The sequence below is a fragment of the Variovorax sp. 01N429 genome, from assembly GCF_056399425.1.
The window spans coordinates 69,981-89,466 of sequence record NZ_JBFTRG010000022.1 but is presented as its reverse complement, the minus strand read 5'-3'; the positions used below and the strand labels follow the sequence as shown (position 1 = coordinate 89,466).

Here is a 19,486-nt window from a genome sequence, read left to right as displayed (position 1 = left end):
CATCGCTCACGGATTGATCGACATCGGACGGGAGGCCACGCCCGGAACCTCGTCGGACGGGACTTCCACCCCCGGCGCCGCTGCCGGCATGCCAGACGCCGGCGCCGTGCCCTTGCGCGCCAGCGACTTGCCGTGCTCGGGCGACGGCCAGAGCCCACGCGGACGAACCAGCATGATGATGATCATGGCAAGCGCAATGAAGAGCTGGCGCAAGATGGATGCATCGAGCCGGCCGTCGGTCATCGATTGCAGGGGGCCTGCCACGTAGCGCAGCACTTCGGGCAGCGCAGCCAGCAGCACCGCTCCGAGCACCACGCCGGGCAAGTGCCCGATCCCGCCAAGCACGACCATGGCGACAATCATCACGGACTCCATAAGGCTGAAAGACTCCGGCGAGACAAACCCCTGGAACGCCGCGAACATCGCTCCGGATACGCCGCCGAAGCTGGCGCCCATGCCGAACGCCAGCAGCTTCAGGTTCCGGGTGTTGATGCCCATCGCCTTGGCGGCGATTTCGTCTTCGCGGATGGCCATCCAAGCGCGACCAATGCGCGAGATCTGCAAGCGATGCGAGATCAGAATGGTGACAAGCACCAGCGCGAGGAAGAGGTAGTAGTAGAGCGTGACGGACGATATCGTGAAGCCATCGAACTTCAGCGGCTTGCCGAGGTTCAGCCCCCAGAAATGGACCGGCTCGATCGCGGTGATGCCTTTGGGGCCGTTCGTGATGTTGACCGGCTGGTCCAGGTTGTTCAGGAACACGCGAATGATTTCACCGAAGCCGAGCGTCACGATCGCGAGGTAGTCGCCGCGCAGCTTGAGCGTTGGCGCGCCGAGCAGCACGCCGAACAGCGCTGCAAGCCCGAACGCCGCGGGTATCACCAGCACCAACGAACTGTGCAGCCCGTTCGGGAACATGGCCTTGAACGCGGGGAATGTCTCCGTCAGGTGCGGCGACTCCAGAAGTGCAAACAGATAGGCACCGATGGCGAAGAAGGCCACATAGCCCAGGTCGAGCAATCCTGCGTAGCCCACCACGATGTTCAGGCCCAGTGCCAGGAGCACGTAGAGGAGCGCAATGTCCGCGATGCGGACCCACGCGTTGCCCTGCATTTGCAGGAGCAGCGGCAGCGCCAGCAGGGCGATGGCCCCAATCAGGATGAAAAGGAAATTCTTGCCTTGTTTCATGGCTGGCTCCTCAGGCGCGGTCCGCCACACGCTCGCCCAGCAGCCCCGAGGGCCGCAGCGTCAGCATGATGATGAGCACGACGAACGCGATGATGTCGCTGTATTGGCTGCCCAGCACATCACCCGTCAGCGCACCGAGATAGCCCGATCCGATGGCTTCGATCACGCCCAGCAGGATGCCGCCTACGACGGCGCCCGCGAGGTTCCCGATACCGCCGAAGACTGCGGCCGTGAACGCCTTGAGACCAGGAATGAACCCCATCGCGTGCTGCGCGATCCCATAGTTGGAGGCGTACATCACGCCGGCGATGGCCGCCAGCACAGCACCGATGATGAAGGTGGCCGAGATGACCATGTCAGGCCGGATGCCCATGAGTGCAGCCACGCGGGGGTTCTCGGCTGTGGCGCGCATCGCCCGGCCCAGCTTGGTGTAGTTGACCAGCCACGTCAGCACTGCAAGGCAGATGGCGGTGACGCTCAGGATCATCACCTGTGTCGGCGAAATCACGGCGCCGCCGAGGTGGATCGGCGTCGTGGAGAGCAAATTGGGATATGCCTTGTTGGTCGGCTTCCAGATGATCATTGCCAGTGTCTGGAGCAGGATCGACACGCCAATGGCAGTGATGAGCGGCGCCAGTTTGGGACTGTTGCGCAGCGGACGGTATGCAACCTTCTCGATGACGAAGTTGAGAGCGGCAGCCACGACGCAGGCAATGATGAGCGCGACGAGCAGGATCAGCCATCCCGGGGTGCCTGGCATCGACTCCTGCATGAGGCCGATGATGGTCCAACTGGTCAGTGCCCCGACCATGAGCACTTCACCGTGCGCGAAATTGATGAGATTGATGATGCCGTACACCATTGTGTAGCCCAAGGCTATCAAGGCGTACATGCTGCCCAGTACCAGACCGTTGATGATCTGTTGCAGCAAGATGTCCATAACGGGATTCCCTTTTTTTGTGGTTACACCCTTGAGAGGTGTCTCGGCCAGCTCGGCGTACTGAATTGACGCCATACGCTTCACTTAGCAAAAAACCCGCCAGCATGTGTCGGCGGCGGGTTTGTGGGCGGGATTTTAGTCACGGCGGAACGCCGGTTTGGTGCGTTTACGCCCGGGTTTTCCCGCTGGCGCGCGTGTTTTCGGCTTGCGGGCTGCAGAACGCTTGCAAGAGGGTATCGGCCCCCTCAACTCTACGTATCAAGCGGCGGCGTCGCCGTTGCGCTTTCGCAGTTCGCGAAGCTTCTCGGCGATGCGGATTTCGAGCCCGCGTTCGACCGGCCTGTAGAACGGCGGCGGGTCGAGGCCGTCCGGCATGTATCTCTCGCCAGCAGCGAAGCCGCCCTCCTCGTCATGCGCATAACGGTAGCCCTTGCCATAGTCGAGCTGCTTCATCAGCCGTGTCGGGGCATTGCGCAGGTGCATTGGCACCGGGCGCGTTCCATCCGCCTTGATGAACGCCTTGACCTCGTTGTAGGCCTTGTAGACAGCGTTCGATTTGGGCGCGATGGCCAGGTAGACAACGCACTCGGCCAATGCGAGTTCGCCCTCTGGCGTGCCGAGACGCTCATAGACTTCGGCGGCATCGAGCGCCAGACGCAATGCGCGAGGGTCCGCCAGCCCGATGTCTTCGCTTGCCATGCGCACGAGTCTGCGCGCCATGTATCGGGGGTCGGCGCCACCATCGAGCATGCGCACGAACCAGTAGAGAGCAGCGTCGGGGTCACTCCCGCGCACGGACTTGTGCAGCGCGGAAATGGTGTCGTAGAACTGCTCGCCGCCCTTGTCGTAGCGGCGCATCCGTTCGCCCAGAACGCGCAGCAGCCAGTCGTCCCTGATGTTGTCGAGCGACTCTGTGCTGGCGGCGATCGACAGCGTCTCGAGCGTGTTGAGAAGCCGTCTTGCGTCACCGTCGGCGTAGGCGATCAGCCGATCGATGGCCTTCGACTCGATCGCAGGCACCGCCTGGATGTCCTGGGCACGGGTCACGATCTGCTTCAGATCGTCCTCGCCGAGCGGTTGCAGCACGTAGACCGCCGCCCTCGACAACAAAGCCGAATTCACCTCGAACGAAGGGTTCTCGGTCGTCGCACCGATGAAGGTGAAAAGACCCGACTCGACGTGCGGCAGGAACGCGTCCTGCTGGCTCTTGTTGAACCGATGCACTTCGTCGACGAAGACGATCGTGCGGCGCTGCTCGAGCCCGTCACGCGCGGTGATGGCTCGCTCGACGGCGTCGCGAATATCCTTCACGCCACCGAGCACGGCGCTGATGCTGAGAAATTGCGCATCGAACGCATCGGCCATCAAACGCGCAATGGTGGTCTTGCCCACGCCCGGCGGGCCCCACAGAATGCATGAATGCGGCTGGCCTGATTCAAAGGCGATGCGCAACGGCATGCCCGGACCGAGCAGATGCTGTTGGCCAATGACCTCGCCCAAGGTCTTGGGGCGAAGGCGTTCTGCGAGAGGTTGATGCGTGGAGGGAGCCATCGATGAGCTGTAGTGTCGCGCAGCATCCGAAGCGGCGCCCGATGACGGCCACCGAAGGTCGGCAGCGTGCCGGGACCGCGAGGGTGCTACTGCCGGACTACGTCGGCGCCCGCGGGCGGCTTAAAGACAAAAGTGCCGGCCGGAAGTGAGGGATTGACCTCGACCTTGCCGAACTTCAGTACCGACCGTTGGCCAAAACTGTCGAGGATTTCAAGTGCCGCCAGGGAATCGCCCTGGAACCCGATCTGCACGCTTTGAAGTTGACCGTCCTTGTTCTTCGGTGTGGCCTTGACCCACTGCAAACCATCGCGCTCGGGCGCGGCCTCCAGCATGAAGTCGGCCTGCAGGGTCTTCAGGTCGGGCGCAGCCGCAATCAACGCCGCCGGCGTCGATCCAAGCGCTTGGGCCTGTTTGCGCTGCGTGACCTGGTTCAGATCGGCGTCGTAGAGCCAGAGCGTCTCTCCATCGGCAACGATGCTCTGGACGAAGGGTTTCTTGTAGTCGAATCTGAATCTGCCCGGCCGCTGGAATGCGAAGGAGCCGGTGGACACTTTGTCGCGCGAGGCGACGCCTTCTTTCGGCGGCGAGGTCACGGTCTGGGTGAACTCGGCAAGCCCCGACTTGGCTGTCTTCACGAAAGCCTCGAGGCTTTCCATCCCGCCGGCGCTCGCGGCGGCCGCCAGGACCGCCAGCGCCATACCCACAATCAACTTCTTCATCGGCATCCCTCGCTGGACAAGTTCATTCAGTGCGCGCAGGGACGAGAATTTCGCGCTGGCCGCTGCCGCTCATCGCACTGACGAGACCTGCGTTTTCCATGTCTTCGACCAGCCGCGCGGCACGGTTGTAGCCGATCTTCAGGTGACGTTGGACCAGCGAAATGCTCGCCTTGCGGTTCTTGAGCACGACTTCCACGGCCTGGTCGTACATCGGGTCCTTTTCGCCGCCATCGCCGCCCCCTTCGCCGAGCAGGTCGCCGTCACCGTCGACTGTGCCGCCTTCGAGCACACCCTCGATGTAATCCGGCTCGCCCTGCGATTTCAGATAGGCAACGACGCGATGCACTTCCTCGTCGCTGACGAACGCGCCATGTACCCGGACCGGCAACCCTGTGCCGCTCGGCATGTAGAGCATGTCGCCCATGCCCAGCAGCGCTTCAGCTCCCATCTGGTCGAGGATGGTGCGCGAATCGATCTTGCTCGACACCTGGAACGCGATACGGGTCGGAATGTTGGCCTTGATCAGACCGGTGATCACATCCACGCTCGGACGCTGCGTGGCGAGAATCAGGTGAATGCCCGCCGCACGTGCCTTCTGCGCAAGCCGAGCGATGAGTTCCTCGATCTTCTTGCCCACGACCATCATCAGGTCGGCCAACTCATCGATCACCACGACAATGTGCGGCTCGCGTGCGAGCGGTTCGGGGCTGTCCGGCGTGAGGCTGAAGGGGTTGTAGATGAACTCCTCGCGCGACTTCGCCTCATCGATCTTGGTGTTGTAGCCGGCCAGGTTGCGCACACCCAGCTTGCTCATGAGCTTGTAGCGGCGCTCCATCTCGGCCACGCACCAGTTGAGTCCATGGGCTGCCTGTCGCATGTCAGTCACCACGGGCGCCAGCAGATGCGGAATGCCTTCGTACACCGACATTTCGAGCATCTTCGGGTCGATCATCAGAAGACGGACATCGCGCGCCTCGGCCTTGTAGAGCAGGCTCAGGATCATCGCGTTGATGCCGACCGACTTGCCCGAACCGGTCGTACCGGCGACCAGCACGTGGGGCATTTTTGCCAGATCGGCCACAACCGGATTGCCCACGATGTCCTTGCCGAGGCCCATGGTGAGCATCGACTTGCCCTCGTTGTAGATCTGCGAGCCCAGGATTTCGCTGAGCCTGATCGACTGCCGCTTCGCGTTCGGCAGTTCGAGCGCCATGTAGTTCTTGCCTGGAATCGTCTCGACGACGCGGATCGACACCAGCGACAGAGAACGCGCGAGGTCCTTCGCAAGATTCACGATCTGCGAGCCCTTCACGCCAGTAGCGGGCTCGATTTCGTAGCGGGTGATCACCGGCCCTGGGGAAGCAAGCACCACGCGCACCTCGACGCCAAAGTCCTTCAGCTTCTTCTCTATGAGGCGCGACGTCATCTCGAGCGTGTCAGCCGAGACGGTCTCCTGCCGTGTCTGCGCGGCATCGAGCAGATCGACCTGTGGCAGCTTGCTGTCGGGCAATTCGCGAAACAATGGCTTCTGGCGCTCTTTCGCGACACGGTCGCTCTTGGGTACCTCCGCGAGCGCTGGTTCGATTTGAACCGGCGGAGAAGCTGGACGCCGTTTGGGTCGCGGCACCGCCCGCATTTCGTCGTCCGGAGCTTCGCTCTCGCCGCCGGGGTCGACCGATGCCAGTTCTTCGCGCTCGCGCACCGCCCGCTTGCCCATCGCGATGTCTTGCGCAATTTCCCGCCTTTCGCGACGCGACTCGAAGAGCGAATAGAGGCGCGTCCCGATGCGCTCGGCGATCTGCCCCCACGAGAACCGGAACACGAGCGCCGAACCGATCACCCCACATGCAATGGCGATGAGCGCAGAGCCGGTGAAGCCCATCCATTTGACGCTGGCCGGTCCGACCAGATAACCCAACACCCCACCGCCATGTCCGGGCAGTCGAAATTCAAGCCGATAGAGACGCGACCATTCAAGGACGGCGCTGGCGCACAACAACAAGATGAGCCCAAACCAGAACGCGAGCCGGCTGCGGTTGAACGGACCGCGCGGGGCTTCCTCCGGCACGGCAGCGCCACCGCCGCGCATCCATCCTGCCAATGAGGAAAGCCAGACGCGCACCCCGGCCGCAAGACACCACCAGACCGAATATCCGGCGAGGAAATAGCTCGCATCCGCAAGCCATGCGCCAATACGCCCGCCCCAGTTCTTGACCTCGCCCCCTGTACCGGACGTGGACCAGGCTGCGTCAGAGGGCGTGAAGCTCAACATCGCCATGAGCCAGAACAGCAGCGCGACAAAGCCGGCGATGAGAGTGATCTCGTGGGCGAATCGCATCGCGCGCAACCGCACCGGCTGGCCGTCGACCGACGAAGACGATTGGAGAGTATTGAGCGAATAAGTCATGAAAGGCACAGCCACCACCCGTCAGGGACGGACTGGTGGTCAAAGGAAACTACAACGAAAACCATCGCGACCGCGTTGTCAGGGTCCGCCGATGCAGGGGCCGCCGTGCTGCGCACTGCCGGCCGGACCATCAGGCCAGCGATGAGAGCCGTTCCTTGATGATCATGGCGCCGTCCGGCAACGTCTGCACGAATCCGCGCTCCTCGAGGTCCTTCATGACGCGGCTGACCATTTCGCGCGAAGCACCCACCATCTTGGCCAGATCCTGTCGGGAAATCTTGTCGCGCACCTTGAGGTTGCCCGCTCCGTCGTCCACTGCGAACTCGAGCAGCGAACGCGCCACGCGCCCATAGACATCCATCAGCGCCAACGACTCGATCTTCCGATCGGCGTGCCGAAGCCGGGCAACCAAGCCGCGCATGATGTTGTAAGACATCGAGGAGCTTTCCGGCAGGCAACGAGCAAAAGCCTCGCGGCCCAGCATCAGCACATCGGTCTGGATCTCGGTGCGAACGGTGGCCGAATGCGGCTCGTCGTCGATCATGCTCATCTCGCCGATGTAGTCACCTGGCTGCAAGGTCGCCAGGATCACCTCTCTGCCTCGGCTGTCGGTACTCATCACACGGGCGCGTCCGGTCAGGATGATATAGAGCGCATCGGACTTCTTGCCCTGCTCCACGATCACTTCAGCGCGCTTGAAGCGCTTCTTGACGATCGCATCCGCAATGCTCGCGGACTGCGTTGGCGTCAGTGCCGCGAAGAGTGGCACGCGGCGGAGCAATTCAAGATTGGACAGCATCGACATTCATCAATTCCCGGATTCCGCACGATTCACAATCAATGGATTAATACAATCGCGCGCATTGAAAACAGCCCCGCCCGGGCATTGAACCGGACGGTGATACTCCATATCTATCACCCTGAAAATGTACACGCTGCTGCAGCGTCAATCTGAGGTTTTCTACTCATGTCCTCCCCACGCCACGCTAAGGTTCTCATTCTCGGCTCAGGTCCGGCCGGCTATACCGCGGCAGTCTACGCTGCGCGAGCCAATCTCGAACCGATGCTCATCACCGGCATCGCCCAAGGCGGCCAACTCATGACGACCACCGAGGTCGACAACTGGCCTGCCGATGTCCATGGGGTCCAGGGTCCCGATCTCATGCAACGCTTTCTGGAGCACGCCGAGCGCTTCAAGACCCAGATCGTCTTTGACCACATTAACAAGGTCGATCTCAGCAAGCGGCCGTTCACACTCACCGGCGACAGCGGCACCTACACCTGCGACGCGCTCATCATTGCCACCGGTGCATCCGCCAAGTACCTCGGCCTCGACTCCGAGCAGCACTTCATGGGCCGCGGGGTATCGGGCTGCGCGACGTGCGACGGCTTCTTCTACCGCGACCAGGAGGTGTGCGTCATCGGCGGAGGCAACACCGCCGTCGAAGAAGCGCTTTACCTCTCAAACATTGCGAGCAAGGTGACGCTGGTGCATCGTCGCGAGAAGTTCCGTGCGGAGCCCATCCTCATCGACAAGCTCCACGAAAAGGTCGCGGAAGGCAAGATCGATCTGAAGGTGCACAACACGTTGGATGAAGTCCTGGGGGACGATTCCGGCGTCACTGGCATCCGCCTCAAGAACACTCAAACCGGTGCTACCGAGAAGCTGGATCTGAAGGGCTGCTTCATCGCGATCGGGCACCATCCGAATACCGACATCTTTCAGGGCCAAGTCGAGATGAAGGACGGATACATCCTGACCCGAGCGGGGTTGCAGGGCTTCGCCACCATGACGAGCATTCCAGGCGTGTTTGCCGCAGGCGACGTGCAGGACCACATTTATCGCCAAGCCATCACCAGCGCTGGCACCGGCTGTATGGCAGCGCTGGACGCCCAGCGATTTCTCGAGCAGGAATAAGGCCGCCCAGTCAGCTTTGAGCTGGGCACAACTGCCGCGGCCAGAGCTGACGAGGGGGCTTCTCCGCGTTTGCGTGTCGATCTGACTGAAGGATGCCTGGCGGGCTATAATCGCCGGCTTTGCTGAGTTCTGCCAGACTCTTGGCTCATGCAGCAAATCGGGGTACCGCCACCCGCTTCTGGCGAGGTCAAGCTGCAAACCACCTTGCAACTCCGTTGCACTCAGGTGCCAGCTGTTCAAGAAAGAGTGTCCACATGGCACGCGTATGCGAAGTTACGGGCAAAGGCCCGATGGTCGGAAACAACGTTTCCCACGCCAACAACAAAACCAAGCGCCGGTTCCTGCCGAACCTGCAATACCGTCGTTTCTGGGTCGAAACTGAAAACCGCTGGGTTCGCCTGCGCGTTTCGAGCGCTGCCCTGCGCCTGATCGACAAGAACGGCATCGACGCCGTGCTCGCAGACCTGCGTGCACGCGGCCAAGCTTAAGGAGCTGAATCATGGCAACGAGCAAAGGCGGACGCGAAAAGATCAAGCTGGAATCCACCGCGGGTACCGGCCATTTCTACACGACCAGCAAGAACAAGAAGACGATGCCCGAAAAGATGTCGATCATGAAGTTCGACCCGAAGGCACGCAAACACGTTGAGTACAAGGAAATCAAGCTGAAGTAGTTCGGCTGAGCTTTCAAAAAACCCCGCTGAGATTCAGCGGGGTTTTTTATTGGCCTGCGATTTCCCATGCGGGCACAAAAAAGCCGGCTTAGAAGCCGGCTTTTTTGAATCGGCGTTGCCGATACTTCTGAATCTCAGGCGCGAGCTGCTCGCAGGCGGGTCGAGAATTCGCGCAGTCCGGAGATGCCGCTGGCTTCCGCGCGATGGCACCAGGCAGCGAGATCCGCAGCCAACTGCTCACGCGACTGCGACGTATTGAGCCACAGTTGCCGAAGCTCTTCGCGCATGGTGATCATCTTGTCGAGCACCGGATGCGCCGCTCGCACCTGCACCAACTGGGGTCGTGCCGCTGCGGGCACCTTGTCGTCGTCACGATGCAACCACCGCTTGGCCGCCTTCAACACCGACAAGTCGGCTCCCTTCGACTTGAGTGCCGCCAATTCGTGACGGGTGGTGCGGCGCATTTCGCGCGCATAGCCGGCCATCACCTCGTAGCGATTCGCTATGACCGCTTCCAGCGTTCTTGCATCGGCCACAGGCTGCACGTCGCCCATCTGGAGCTTCGGCGGAACCTTTTTGACCTTGGCCCAGCCGATCTTCTGCATCAGGCTGATGTAGACCCAGCCGATATCGAACTCGTACTTCTTCACCGAGAACTTGGCGGAAGTCGGATAGGTGTGATGGTTGTTGTGCAGCTCTTCGCCGCCGATGATGATTCCCCAGGGAATCAGGTTGGTGCTCGCATCAGTGGCTTCGAAGTTGCGATAACCCCAGAAGTGCCCGATGCCGTTGACCACACCGGCCGCCCAGAACGGGATCCAGAGCATCTGCACAGCCCAGACTGTGAGGCCGATTCCGCCAAACAGTGCCAGGTTGAGGATGAGCATCAGGCCAACGCCTTGCCAGCTATAGCGCGAGTAGAGATTGCGCTCGATCCAGTCGTTGGGGGTGCCATGGCCGAATCGCTCCATGGTGTCTTTGTTCTTCGATTCCTTGCGATACAGCTCTGCGCCGCGCCACATGACTTCGTCGATACCTTTGATCTGGGGGCTGTGCGGGTCTTCTTCGGTTTCGCACTTTGCGTGATGCTTGCGGTGGATGGCGACCCATTCCTTGGTCACCATGCCGGTACCGAGCCACAGCCAGAAGCGGAAGAAGTGAGAGGGAATCGGACCAAGATCCATGGCCCGATGCGTTTGCGTCCGGTGCAGGAAAATCGTCACACCCGCGATCGTGATGTGCGTGGTGACGAGCGTGTACAACACGATCTGCCACCAAGTGAGATCCCACAAGCCGTGTCCGAGCCAATCGATGGCCGCGCTCAGTACGGCAGAGTCAGGAAGCAACATTGAATTCAATACTCCATAGCCGCACGAAGGTGCAGCCTTCAGGTAACTGGCGATTTTAAAGGTTCGGCCCTGAAAAGGGGGCTAAATCCTTGATCCACCGCAGGTTCCGACCTTCTTTGGAGCTTTGTGCCTACTTCCGCGTCCACACCGATGCAAAAAACCCGTCCGTCGCATGGCGGTGGGGCCAAAGCCGGAGAAAACGTCCTCCTTCGCCGCCGATGCACAGGGACTCGGCATTCGGAATCTTCAATCCTTTCAGCAGTTCGGACACGTCCTCTGCCTCGAAGTCGGGGTTCGCCGCGCCAAAAGCTTCGGCGATGACTTCGTTCTCCTCCGGCAGGATGCTGCATGTTGCATAGATAAGCCGCCCCCCGGATTTCACCAATCGCGCGGCGCTTTGCAGAATCGCTGCCTGCTTGACTGTGAGTTCTTGTACGGATTGCGGGGATTGCCGCCACTTCAGATCGGGGTTTCGCCGAAGCGTACCCAAGCCTGAGCAAGGCGCGTCAACCAAAACACGATCGATCTTGCCCGCCAGGCGCTTGATGCGGTCATCTCGCTCATGCGCAATCGCAGCAGGGTGCACGTTGGAGAGCTTGCTCCGCGCAAGCCTCGGCTTCAGCGCATCCAGCCGGTGCGCCGAAGTGTCGAAGGCGTAAAGCCGTCCGGTATTTCTCATGGTCGCGCCGATCGCAAGTGTTTTGCCGCCTGCGCCTGCACAAAAGTCGACCACCATCTCGCCCCGCTTTGCATCGAGCAGCAGCGCGAGCAGCTGAGATCCCTCGTCCTGCACTTCGACCGCGCCGCGGGCAAAAGCGTCGACCTTGGTGAGTGCCGGTTTCCCCTCGATGCGGAGACCCCAAGGCGAAAACGGCGTTGCCATAGACTTGATGCCCGCCAGTGCCAGTTCTTTTTGCACGTCCGCCCGCTTGTCGTTGAGGACATTGACACGAAGATCGAGCGGGGCCGCCTGTTGCAAGCTCTCTACCAGCTGCCAGAACTGATCGCCCAACTGCGCCTTAAGAGGCGCCACCAACCATTCCGGCAAGTTGTGCCGGTGACGTTCGAGTAAATCGTCCTGTTTGACGGCGTCGCAGTTGTCTAGCCATCGCTTTTCAGTGTCGTTCAATGCACTCTTGAGGAAGTCTCGCGGCCCGTAGAAGCCGAGGATCGCCATCCGGCGCTCCTTTGGGCCGCTGCCAGAAGGCGACAAGTGATCGAAAAGCAGCTTCTTGCGGAGTACCGTGTAAACAGTCTCGGCCAACGTGGCGCGCTCACGGGGCCCGAGTTCGCGGTGATCGCGAAAGAAGCGGGAAACGACCTGATCGGCCGGGTGATCGAATTTCAGAACGAGGCCGACCAGTGCGGCTGTGGCCTCAAGCAGGGCTTTGGGGTGCATGCCCCATTGTCTCAGCCGAAGCCCCCGTCACGCGGAAGCGTGCGTCCAAACCGGCCCGAAAGCCTGACGCTCGATCTCCGCGAGGGTAGGCGAATGCCCGGCCCACAAGACCAGCGCAGCGCCGGGAATGCTCAACGTGTGCTCCAGTTGACGGCAGAGATTCCAGCGCTCTTCGTCCGGAAGCGCAGGCAGTTCGAGAAAGACGACGTACGCGCGCCGCCATGGAAACTCGCGAAGGTTCTTGCGCACCACCCATGCCCGGTTGATCGCCCCGCAACGCACGAAGTCCGCGCGCAATTCGCCGAGTTCGAACTCGCTCAGATCATGGCGCGCGATCTGGCTGAAGAACGGCGTTTCGGTGATTTCTTCCCACGCGCGCTGCTCGGCGGCCTCGGCCGTCCTGGCTCGCTCGCGCCAGAGCCTGAGCGCACGATCGTCGTGGGCTCCATTGTCGAGGTCTTCTAGTGCCGCAACCGCTGTCTTAGCCGCCCACCATCGGCTGGCTGCGCTCGATTCGTGCAAGCGCTCGAGCAGCGCCAGACGGCTTGGCCGATCGCTGGCGGGGAGTACCTGCGCCAAGCCGCGCAGTGCTCCGGGATGGTCCGCTGTGATTGCGAGCGCACGTTCATACAGCTTGCGCACGTCAGGTGCGCGATCGATGCGGCGCGCGCAGTCGGCCCACTCCACCATCTCGTCAGCGCTGTTCCGTCCGGCACTCTCCGAGAGCGCCGCCACACGTTCGCGCACCCGAACCAGATAGGCGTGATGCTGCTTCCAGTCGCTCGCGTGATCCCGGCGCCATTCGTCGTCGAAATGGGCAATCCACTTGCCTGCGTCCGCCAGCAGGCCGAGCGCCGGCTTGTCAGACCAGGACGGCATGGCGGATTTCTCATCGAGTGCTTCCAGCCGATCGCGCAAAACCGGATGCGTGTCGTCCACGTCGCTCACGCTGCGAAGCGCATCGCGCAGCGCCGCGCGGGCGAAGTCCTCTTCGACGGGGGCGCAAAACCGGGGCGCCATGGAGGAGAACGGCCCCGCCGGCAGAGCATCATCGAGCGCGCGCCCCCAATGCGCCGGCCAGAATTGCTCCGCGTACCAGGCGCTTTTGACGGCGATCTCCTTCAGGGCACTGGCAACGACGCGCGTCCCCAGAAGCCGCGCCGCGACCCGATCGGCTTCGTATTCATCCTGCCGCGCCAGCGCGAAAGTCTTCGCGGCAAAGCGGGGAAAGTACCACCGAAAGAAGGCTTGCGACGCGAATGCCATGACACCCTCGTCGCGCTGGAAATTAGCGTCGAGCCGGAGCCAGGAAAGGCGGGTGCGGTAAATCCACGCGCTCAGCTTGCCGTGGTTGCCGCGCAAGTGACCGTATTCGTGCGCCAACACCGAAAGCAGCCGGCGCCGGTCCAGCGCCATCAAAAGGGGCAGCCCCACGCTCAGGTAATTGGTCGCACCCCCAAAGAGACCGAAGCGCGGCAACTGGCGGATGCTCGCATTGAATTCGCTGTCGAGATAGACGCGATGCACGGGTGGTCCGTCGATCTTCCGCTGGATACGGTCGAGGGACTCGAAAAGCCCGGGCGCGTCTTCACGCTCCAGCACGATTCCTTCCGGCGCTTCGAGGCGCACCCAAAGCGCGCGCAGCGTCGCCCAGAGCAACCCTAGCGCAAACAACAGAAGCCAGCCGTGGGCTACACCAAAACGTCCGCCGACACCCAAAGACCCGGCCACCCACACGATGATGCCAACCGCAAGCGCCAGGCAGGCGACCACCCACAGGTAACCCAGCGCGGCAAAAATGGCGACGCCGCGCCGGTAGCCGGTGCTGTCATCGGCGCTGGCATGCTCGCTCAGTCGCACCAGATGAACAAAATCTGCCCGATTCATCCTGACCTTTCAGCCTATAGAGGGAAACAACCACGTGTCAGACGAAATCCTGCCGCCCCTGATCGAAACACCGCCTGGGCGTTACCTCCACTACAAGGGCGGCGAATATGAAGTCCTCGGCACGGTGCGCCACAGCGAGACGCTGGAGCCGATGACGCTCTATCGAGCGCTTTATGGGGAGCGCGGCCTTTGGGTGAGACCCGCAGGCATGTTCGATGAAGTCGTGGATGTTGAGGGCTCATCACGGAGACGCTTCGTCAAGCTCGACTAGGCGAAGTGCGACCAGAGGCGCGACCAGAACTTTTCAATCCGACATCCCCCAGCACACGAGATGGTGGGATTGTGTCAGTTTGTGTCGCGTTCGAGCCAGCTTGCGATGGCTTGGGGGTAAACCCTGTGTTCTTGCGCCAACACCCGCGCAGCCAAGATTTCAGGAGTGTCGTCGGGCATGACAGGCACTGCCGCTTGGGCAAGGATCGGCCCATGATCCAGTTGCACCGTCACCTCATGAACGGTCACCCCTGCCACCCGGCACCCGGCCTCCAGTGCTCGCCGGTGCGTGTCGAGCCCCGGGAAAGCGGGCAGGAGCGACGGGTGAATGTTCAGCAGCCGGCCTTCGTAGCGCGCAACGAAGTCGGGGGTCAGGATGCGCATGAATCCGGCCAGAACAATGAGCGCCGGCGAATGCGCGTCGACTTCGCGGGCAAGTGCCGCGTCGAACTCCGGCCTGCTAGAAAACTCCTTGTGCGAAACCACGGCCGTGGAAACGCCATGCTGCCGGGCGATCAGCAATCCTTGCGCATCCGCCCTGTTGCTGATGACTGCCGCCACGCGCGCGCCCAAGCGCGCCGCCCAGCGACCGCTTTCAGCCGCTTTCAGAATGGCCGCCATATTGGAGCCACTCCCCGAGATCAGGATCACAATGTTCTTCATGGGACGCGGGATTATCTGTGCTTGGTCAGGGGCTCCGGGCTTGTCGCCGCGCGGACACCTCGAACAAGCACGACCGTGCTAAAACCATCGGTTTCGGAGACACGCCGCCTCCTGCGGCGTTCGATCAACACAGCGAGGCACGCATGGATTTGAGCTTCACACCTGAAGAACAGAAGTTCCGCGAAGAGATTCGCGCATGGGTCAAGGAAAACCTTCCCGCAGAGATTTCCCACAAGGTGCATAACGCGCTCGAATTGACGCGCGACGATCTGCAACGCTGGGCCAAGATCCTTGGAAAGAAAGGCTGGCTGGGATACGGCTGGCCCAAGGAATTTGGCGGACCCGGTTGGACGGCGATCGAAAAACACCTGTTCGAAGAAGAAGCCGCCCTCGCCGGCGCGCCGCGGATCATTCCCTTCGGACCCGTGATGGTGGCACCGGTGATCATGGCCTACGGCAATGCCGAGCAGCAGAAGCGCTTTCTGCCCGGTATCGCGAGCGGTGAAGTCTGGTGGAGTCAGGGCTACAGCGAACCGGGCTCCGGTTCGGACCTCGCCTCCGTCAAGACCAAGGCAGAACGTCAAGGCGACAAATACATCGTCAACGGCCAGAAGACCTGGACCACGCTCGGCCAGTACGGCGAATGGATCTTCTGCCTGGTCCGCACCAGCAATGAGGGCAAGCCGCAGACCGGCATCAGCTTCCTGCTGATCGACATGAAGTCGCCCGGCGTCACGGTGCGGCCGATCAAGCTGCTGGACGGCGGCTACGAAGTCAACGAAGTCTGGTTCGACAACGTCGAAGTGCCAGCCGAAAACCTGATCGGCGAGGAAAACAAGGGCTGGACCTACGCCAAGCACCTGCTCTCGCACGAGCGCACCAACATTGCCGACGTGAATCGTGCCAAGCGCGAGCTGGAGCGCCTCAAGCGCCTGGCCAAGAGCGAGGGCGTGTGGGAAGACCAGCGCTTCCGCGACGAGATCGCCAAGCTCGAAGTCGACGTCGTCGCGCTGGAGATGCTGGTGTTGCGCGTTCTTTCAGCCGCGACTTCGGGCAAGAACTCGCTCGACATCGCCGGTCTCCTCAAGATCAAGGGCAGCGAGATCCAGCAACGCTATTCGGAACTGATGATGCTGGCCGGCGGCCCCTATTCGCTGCCGCTGATTCGCGAAGCCATGGAAGCTGGCTGGCAAGGCGATTTCCCTGGCGGCCATCCGCAACTGGCGCCTCTTGCATCGACCTACTTCAATCTGCGCAAGACCACCATCTACGGCGGCAGCAACGAAGTACAACGCAACATCGTCGCGCAGACGGTCTTGGGCTGAACGCGGGCAAAAAAGGATCAAGCAATGGACTTCAATTTCAGCGACGACCAGCAACAGCTTCGCGACGCGGTCGCCAAGTGGGTCGAAAAGGGCTACACCTTCGAGCGCCGCCGCGCCACCGAAGCAGCCGGGGGTTTCTCTCGTGAAGCCTGGGACCAGCTGGCCGAACTGGGCCTGGGCGGCCTCTACATCCCCGAAGACGAAGGCGGATTGGGCATGGGACCTGTGGAAAGCATGGTCGTCATGGAAGAACTCGGGCGCGGCATCGTGCTGGAGCCGTTGGCACAGTCATTCATCGCAGGTGCCGTGCTTGCCGGGCATGCCGACGAAGAGACCAAGAACAACTGGCTGCCGCGCATCGCGGGCGGCCAGGCGATGGTGGTCCTGGCCTACCAGGAGCGAAAGGCGCGCTATCGCCTTGATGTCTGCGAGGCTCAGGCGACCCAGGCCGGTGACGGCTGGAAGCTGAGCGGCAGCAAGAGCCTGGTGCCCGCCGGCGACGAGGCCGACGCGTACATCGTGCCCGCACAGCTCGGCGGCAAGATCGCGCTCTTTCTCGTCGAACGCGCGGCCGACGGCGTTGCAGCCCGGGGCTACGGCACGCAGGACGGCAGCCGCGCGGCAGAGGTCGTTTTCGACAATGCGGCCGCCACTCTGATCACCAAGGACGGCTTGCCCGTCCTCGAACACGCCGTCGACATTGGCATTGCCGCCACTTGCGCCGAGGCGGTCGGCGTGATGGACAAGACGCTGGCGATCACTGTCGAGTACATGAACACCCGCAAGCAGTTCGGCGTGGCGATCGCTACCTTCCAGGCGCTTCGCCACCGCGTCGCCGACATGAAGATGCAGCTCGAACTGGCCCGCTCGATGAGCTACTACGCCAGCCTGAAGCTCAACGCACCGGCTGCGGAGCGTCGCCAGGCACTTGCGCGCGCCAAGTACCAGTTGGGCGTCTCCATGCGCTTCGTCAGTCAGCAGGCCGTGCAACTTCACGGCGGAATCGGCGTGACGGACGAGTACATCGTGAGTCACTATTTCAAGAAGCTCACGCAGCTTGAAATGACCTTCGGCGATACGCTGCACCATCTGGGCGAGGTCTCGGCCCGCATGCAGGACACGGCCGGCGTGTTCGCCTGATCCGCGCAATCTCCTCTCTCTGCAAGGCGCCCGCCGGCTTCGAGCCCGCGGGCGCTTTTTCTTGAACCGGAGATTGCCGTGCAAACTCTGGTTGATTGATCTCTGCCAGTCTTGCCATCGACCATGCTTCCCGCCCCCGCTACCCCGCCAAGCGCCGCCGATCGGGCACCCATCGTTTTCATGCACGGCAATGGCGATTCGGCCGCCTTGTGGCTGACCACGATCTGGCGCTTCGAATCGAACGGCTGGCCGCGCGATCGATTGTTTGCACTGGATCAACCTTTTCCGCTGGCTCGCGATGACGATGCCATTCCGCAGCCGGGGCGCAGTTCCACCGCCGATTCGATGGCCTTTCTGAAGCACGAAGTCGAGCGCGTCCTGACGTCGACGGGCGCGTCCCGCGTCGTCTTGATCGGCAACTCGCGAGGCGGCAACGCGATCCGCAACTACGTGCAGAACGGCGGGGGCGATCGCGTCGTGAGCCATGTCGTCCTGGGCGGCAATCCGGCACACGGCATCTGGGCTATCGAAGGGCTTCGCGAAGGCAGCGAGTTCTCCGGACTGAGTCCTTTCCTGCGGCAGCTCAACGCGGCAAAAAATGCGGAGGGCGATGAAGTCACGCCCGGCGTGAAGTGGCTGACACTGCGCTCGGACAGCAACGACAAATACGCGCAACCTGACGGGATCTGGATCGGCGCCCAAGGCAAGCCGACGCACATCGGGTTCGACGGACCGGCTCTCAGGGGCGCGACCAACGTCGTATTGCCGCGCGTGGATCACCGGGAGACTTCGTTCTCGGCGGCCGCGTTTGCAGCGACCTGGCGTTTTCTCACGGGCAAGGATGCGAGAACGACACAACCCGTTCCTGAAGCGCCAGTGGTCCTGTCCGGCAGGGTCACCGGCTTGGGCCTGCACCCGCTGGACGCTGCGAGCGGCGGCTTCGTCAACAACTTGCCCCTGGTTGGCGCTCGCCTCGAAATTTTTGCCGTCGAAGCCTCTACCGGAATGCGGGGCGGCCCGGCCGCGTGGGTGCAGACCATCGAATCCGACGCACGATGGGGCCCCTTCGTCGGCCAGACGGACACAGCCTATGAGTTCGTCCTGAGCGCGAAAGGCTACGCGACAACGCACATCTACCGAAGCCCGTTCCCGCGCTCGAGCGGCGTCGTCCATTTGCGGCCGGAGCGCATGCCGGAGACCGGCAGCGGCACGAAGGCGCTCGTGATCTTCACCCGCCCCCGAGGCTATTTCGACGCGCGGCGCGACACCATGCGCTTCGACGGCCAAGCGCTGCCACCCGGCGTGCCGCCACAAGGCTCGGGCGTCTCGGCGTCGACACTCAGGCTGACAAGCGACGTGCCTCGCACCGTCGCGGCCGAATTCAACGGGGAACACGTGGCCGGCCTCTCCTGGCCCGCAGCGCAGAACCACGTGACGGTGCTCGAACTGACCTACTGAACCGCTACCCGTGCAGCCGCGAACTCTGCGGCAGATGCGCCATCAGGAATTCCATCTGATCCGCGAGGATGCGGCGATTGCGCAGGATGAAGTCCTCCCAAAGGCTCGGCACGTACGGCGCATACAAGAGGGGCATTCCGGCCTGTTCCGGCGTCCGGCTGCTCTTGCGGTGATTGCAAGGCTTGCAGGCCGTCACCACGTTCATCCAGGTGTCGATGCCCTTTTGCGCAAAGGGAATGATGTGTTCGCGCGTCAGCTCTTCCTCGTGAAAGTGGCCGCCGCAATATGCGCATACATTGCGATCCCGCGCGAACAGTTTGCCGTTCGTCAGCCCCGGCCGCTGGGTGAAAGGGTTGATGCGCGGCACGCCCTTGGTGCCGATGATGCTGTTGATGGCGATCTGCGACTGCTGGCCAGTGACCGCGTTGTGGCCGCCCCGGAAGACCGCGACTTGCGCGCCCACCTCCCAGCGCACCTCGTCGGAGGCGTAGTGGATCACCGCCTGTTCAAGCGATATCCACGATTGAGGCAGCCCTTGGGCCGACAGCTTCAAGACCTTCACCACACGCCTCCTCAAGCAAAGAGAACAACGGAAAGAC

18 protein-coding genes are annotated in these 19,486 nt (G+C 62.2%); 7 read left to right on the top strand and 11 right to left on the bottom strand.

Annotated elements, in window-relative coordinates; translation table 11 throughout:
* Positions 1 to 6: 6 nt before the first annotated feature.
* The 6 genes from AC1DSF_RS27155 to AC1DSF_RS27130 form a co-directional block, all read right to left on the bottom strand.
* Positions 7 to 1,188 (bottom strand): branched-chain amino acid ABC transporter permease, encoded by a 1,182-nt coding sequence (locus tag AC1DSF_RS27155; RefSeq protein ID WP_478128217.1) that lies wholly within the window; start codon positions 1,186 to 1,188, stop codon positions 7 to 9.
* Positions 1,189 to 1,198: 10 nt separating this feature from the next.
* Positions 1,199 to 2,128, bottom strand: a complete 930-nt coding sequence (locus tag AC1DSF_RS27150) for a branched-chain amino acid ABC transporter permease (protein ID WP_478128216.1) — start codon at positions 2,126 to 2,128, stop codon at positions 1,199 to 1,201.
* 258 nt (positions 2,129 to 2,386) lie between these two features.
* Positions 2,387 to 3,679, bottom strand: coding sequence for a replication-associated recombination protein A (locus AC1DSF_RS27145; RefSeq protein WP_478128215.1), 1,293 nt, complete (start codon positions 3,677 to 3,679; stop codon positions 2,387 to 2,389).
* An 86-nt stretch (positions 3,680 to 3,765) separates the two neighbouring features.
* Positions 3,766 to 4,398, bottom strand: coding sequence for an outer membrane lipoprotein periplasmic chaperone LolA (lolA, locus tag AC1DSF_RS27140; RefSeq protein ID WP_478128214.1), 633 nt, complete (start codon positions 4,396 to 4,398; stop codon positions 3,766 to 3,768).
* A gap of 22 nt (positions 4,399 to 4,420) precedes the next feature.
* Positions 4,421 to 6,805 carry a DNA translocase FtsK gene (locus AC1DSF_RS27135; protein ID WP_478128213.1) on the bottom strand — a complete coding sequence of 795 codons (2,385 nt, stop codon included), beginning with the start codon at positions 6,803 to 6,805 and terminating at the stop codon, positions 4,421 to 4,423.
* A gap of 130 nt (positions 6,806 to 6,935) precedes the next feature.
* A complete protein-coding gene (locus tag AC1DSF_RS27130) occupies positions 6,936 to 7,610 on the bottom strand; it encodes a Crp/Fnr family transcriptional regulator (protein WP_478105128.1) in 675 nt (224 codons plus the stop codon).
* A gap of 162 nt (positions 7,611 to 7,772) precedes the next feature.
* Between AC1DSF_RS27130 and trxB the strand changes: the two genes are divergently transcribed.
* From trxB to rpmG, 3 genes are all read left to right on the top strand, one after another.
* Positions 7,773 to 8,723, top strand: coding sequence for a thioredoxin-disulfide reductase (trxB, locus tag AC1DSF_RS27125; RefSeq protein WP_478128212.1), 951 nt, complete (start codon positions 7,773 to 7,775; stop codon positions 8,721 to 8,723).
* A 254-nt stretch (positions 8,724 to 8,977) separates the two neighbouring features.
* A complete protein-coding gene (rpmB, locus tag AC1DSF_RS27120) occupies positions 8,978 to 9,211 on the top strand; it encodes a 50S ribosomal protein L28 (RefSeq protein ID WP_028251282.1) in 234 nt (77 codons plus the stop codon).
* An 11-nt stretch (positions 9,212 to 9,222) separates the two neighbouring features.
* Complete coding sequence (rpmG, locus tag AC1DSF_RS27115) at positions 9,223 to 9,396, top strand: 50S ribosomal protein L33 (protein WP_007830291.1); 174 nt, start codon at positions 9,223 to 9,225, stop codon at positions 9,394 to 9,396.
* A 134-nt stretch (positions 9,397 to 9,530) separates the two neighbouring features.
* Here the strand turns inward: rpmG and AC1DSF_RS27110 are convergent, their stop codons facing one another.
* The 3 genes from AC1DSF_RS27110 to AC1DSF_RS27100 all read right to left on the bottom strand — a co-directional run bounded on the left by AC1DSF_RS27110 (position 9,531) and on the right by AC1DSF_RS27100 (position 14,031).
* Positions 9,531 to 10,745 carry a DesA family fatty acid desaturase gene (locus tag AC1DSF_RS27110; protein WP_478128211.1) on the bottom strand — a complete coding sequence of 405 codons (1,215 nt, stop codon included), beginning with the start codon at positions 10,743 to 10,745 and terminating at the stop codon, positions 9,531 to 9,533.
* Positions 10,746 to 10,875: 130 nt separating this feature from the next.
* Positions 10,876 to 12,144 carry an RsmB/NOP family class I SAM-dependent RNA methyltransferase gene (locus tag AC1DSF_RS27105; protein WP_478183763.1) on the bottom strand — a complete coding sequence of 423 codons (1,269 nt, stop codon included), beginning with the start codon at positions 12,142 to 12,144 and terminating at the stop codon, positions 10,876 to 10,878.
* Between the two features lie 27 nt (positions 12,145 to 12,171).
* Positions 12,172 to 14,031, bottom strand: a complete 1,860-nt coding sequence (locus AC1DSF_RS27100; protein ID WP_478183762.1) for a M48 family metallopeptidase — start codon at positions 14,029 to 14,031, stop codon at positions 12,172 to 12,174.
* Between the two features lie 34 nt (positions 14,032 to 14,065).
* Between AC1DSF_RS27100 and AC1DSF_RS27095 the strand changes: the two genes are divergently transcribed.
* Positions 14,066 to 14,302, top strand: a complete 237-nt coding sequence (locus AC1DSF_RS27095; protein WP_478128208.1) for a DUF1653 domain-containing protein — start codon at positions 14,066 to 14,068, stop codon at positions 14,300 to 14,302.
* A 74-nt stretch (positions 14,303 to 14,376) separates the two neighbouring features.
* Here the strand turns inward: AC1DSF_RS27095 and purN are convergent, their stop codons facing one another.
* On the bottom strand, positions 14,377 to 14,964 hold the full coding sequence (gene purN, locus AC1DSF_RS27090; protein WP_478128207.1) for a phosphoribosylglycinamide formyltransferase: 588 nt from the start codon (positions 14,962 to 14,964) through the stop codon (positions 14,377 to 14,379).
* Between the two features lie 143 nt (positions 14,965 to 15,107).
* Between purN and AC1DSF_RS27085 the strand changes: the two genes are divergently transcribed.
* The 3 genes from AC1DSF_RS27085 to AC1DSF_RS27075 all read left to right on the top strand — a co-directional run bounded on the left by AC1DSF_RS27085 (position 15,108) and on the right by AC1DSF_RS27075 (position 18,887).
* Entirely contained in the window at positions 15,108 to 16,289 is a 1,182-nt protein-coding gene (locus tag AC1DSF_RS27085; protein ID WP_478128206.1) for an acyl-CoA dehydrogenase family protein, read from the top strand.
* A 24-nt stretch (positions 16,290 to 16,313) separates the two neighbouring features.
* A complete protein-coding gene (locus tag AC1DSF_RS27080; protein WP_478128205.1) occupies positions 16,314 to 17,429 on the top strand; it encodes an acyl-CoA dehydrogenase family protein in 1,116 nt (371 codons plus the stop codon).
* A 123-nt stretch (positions 17,430 to 17,552) separates the two neighbouring features.
* Positions 17,553 to 18,887, top strand: coding sequence for a twin-arginine translocation pathway signal (locus AC1DSF_RS27075; RefSeq protein WP_478128204.1), 1,335 nt, complete (start codon positions 17,553 to 17,555; stop codon positions 18,885 to 18,887).
* 4 nt (positions 18,888 to 18,891) lie between these two features.
* Here the strand turns inward: AC1DSF_RS27075 and AC1DSF_RS27070 are convergent, their stop codons facing one another.
* Positions 18,892 to 19,449 (bottom strand): HNH endonuclease, encoded by a 558-nt coding sequence (locus AC1DSF_RS27070; RefSeq protein WP_478128203.1) that lies wholly within the window; start codon positions 19,447 to 19,449, stop codon positions 18,892 to 18,894.
* Positions 19,450 to 19,486 lie beyond the last annotated feature (37 nt).

Bases quoted from the DNA above. Each gene is read 5' to 3' on its own strand.
- AC1DSF_RS27155 (WP_478128217.1), bottom strand. From the start codon at position 1,188: ATGAAACAAGGCAAGAATTTCCTTTTCATCCTGATTGGGGCCATCGCC.
- AC1DSF_RS27150 (WP_478128216.1), bottom strand. From the start codon at position 2,128: ATGGACATCTTGCTGCAACAGATCATCAACGGTCTGGTACTGGGCAGC.
- AC1DSF_RS27145 (WP_478128215.1), bottom strand. From the start codon at position 3,679: ATGGCTCCCTCCACGCATCAACCTCTCGCAGAACGCCTTCGCCCCAAG.
- lolA (WP_478128214.1), bottom strand. From the start codon at position 4,398: ATGAAGAAGTTGATTGTGGGTATGGCGCTGGCGGTCCTGGCGGCCGCC.
- AC1DSF_RS27135 (WP_478128213.1), bottom strand. From the start codon at position 6,805: ATGACTTATTCGCTCAATACTCTCCAATCGTCTTCGTCGGTCGACGGC.
- AC1DSF_RS27130 (WP_478105128.1), bottom strand. From the start codon at position 7,610: ATGTCGATGCTGTCCAATCTTGAATTGCTCCGCCGCGTGCCACTCTTC.
- trxB (WP_478128212.1), top strand. From the start codon at position 7,773: ATGTCCTCCCCACGCCACGCTAAGGTTCTCATTCTCGGCTCAGGTCCG.
- rpmB (WP_028251282.1), top strand. From the start codon at position 8,978: ATGGCACGCGTATGCGAAGTTACGGGCAAAGGCCCGATGGTCGGAAAC.
- rpmG (WP_007830291.1), top strand. From the start codon at position 9,223: ATGGCAACGAGCAAAGGCGGACGCGAAAAGATCAAGCTGGAATCCACC.
- AC1DSF_RS27110 (WP_478128211.1), bottom strand. From the start codon at position 10,745: ATGTTGCTTCCTGACTCTGCCGTACTGAGCGCGGCCATCGATTGGCTC.
- AC1DSF_RS27105 (WP_478183763.1), bottom strand. From the start codon at position 12,144: ATGCACCCCAAAGCCCTGCTTGAGGCCACAGCCGCACTGGTCGGCCTC.
- AC1DSF_RS27100 (WP_478183762.1), bottom strand. From the start codon at position 14,031: ATGAATCGGGCAGATTTTGTTCATCTGGTGCGACTGAGCGAGCATGCC.
- purN (WP_478128207.1), bottom strand. From the start codon at position 14,964: ATGAAGAACATTGTGATCCTGATCTCGGGGAGTGGCTCCAATATGGCG.
- AC1DSF_RS27085 (WP_478128206.1), top strand. From the start codon at position 15,108: ATGGATTTGAGCTTCACACCTGAAGAACAGAAGTTCCGCGAAGAGATT.
- AC1DSF_RS27080 (WP_478128205.1), top strand. From the start codon at position 16,314: ATGGACTTCAATTTCAGCGACGACCAGCAACAGCTTCGCGACGCGGTC.
- AC1DSF_RS27075 (WP_478128204.1), top strand. From the start codon at position 17,553: ATGCTTCCCGCCCCCGCTACCCCGCCAAGCGCCGCCGATCGGGCACCC.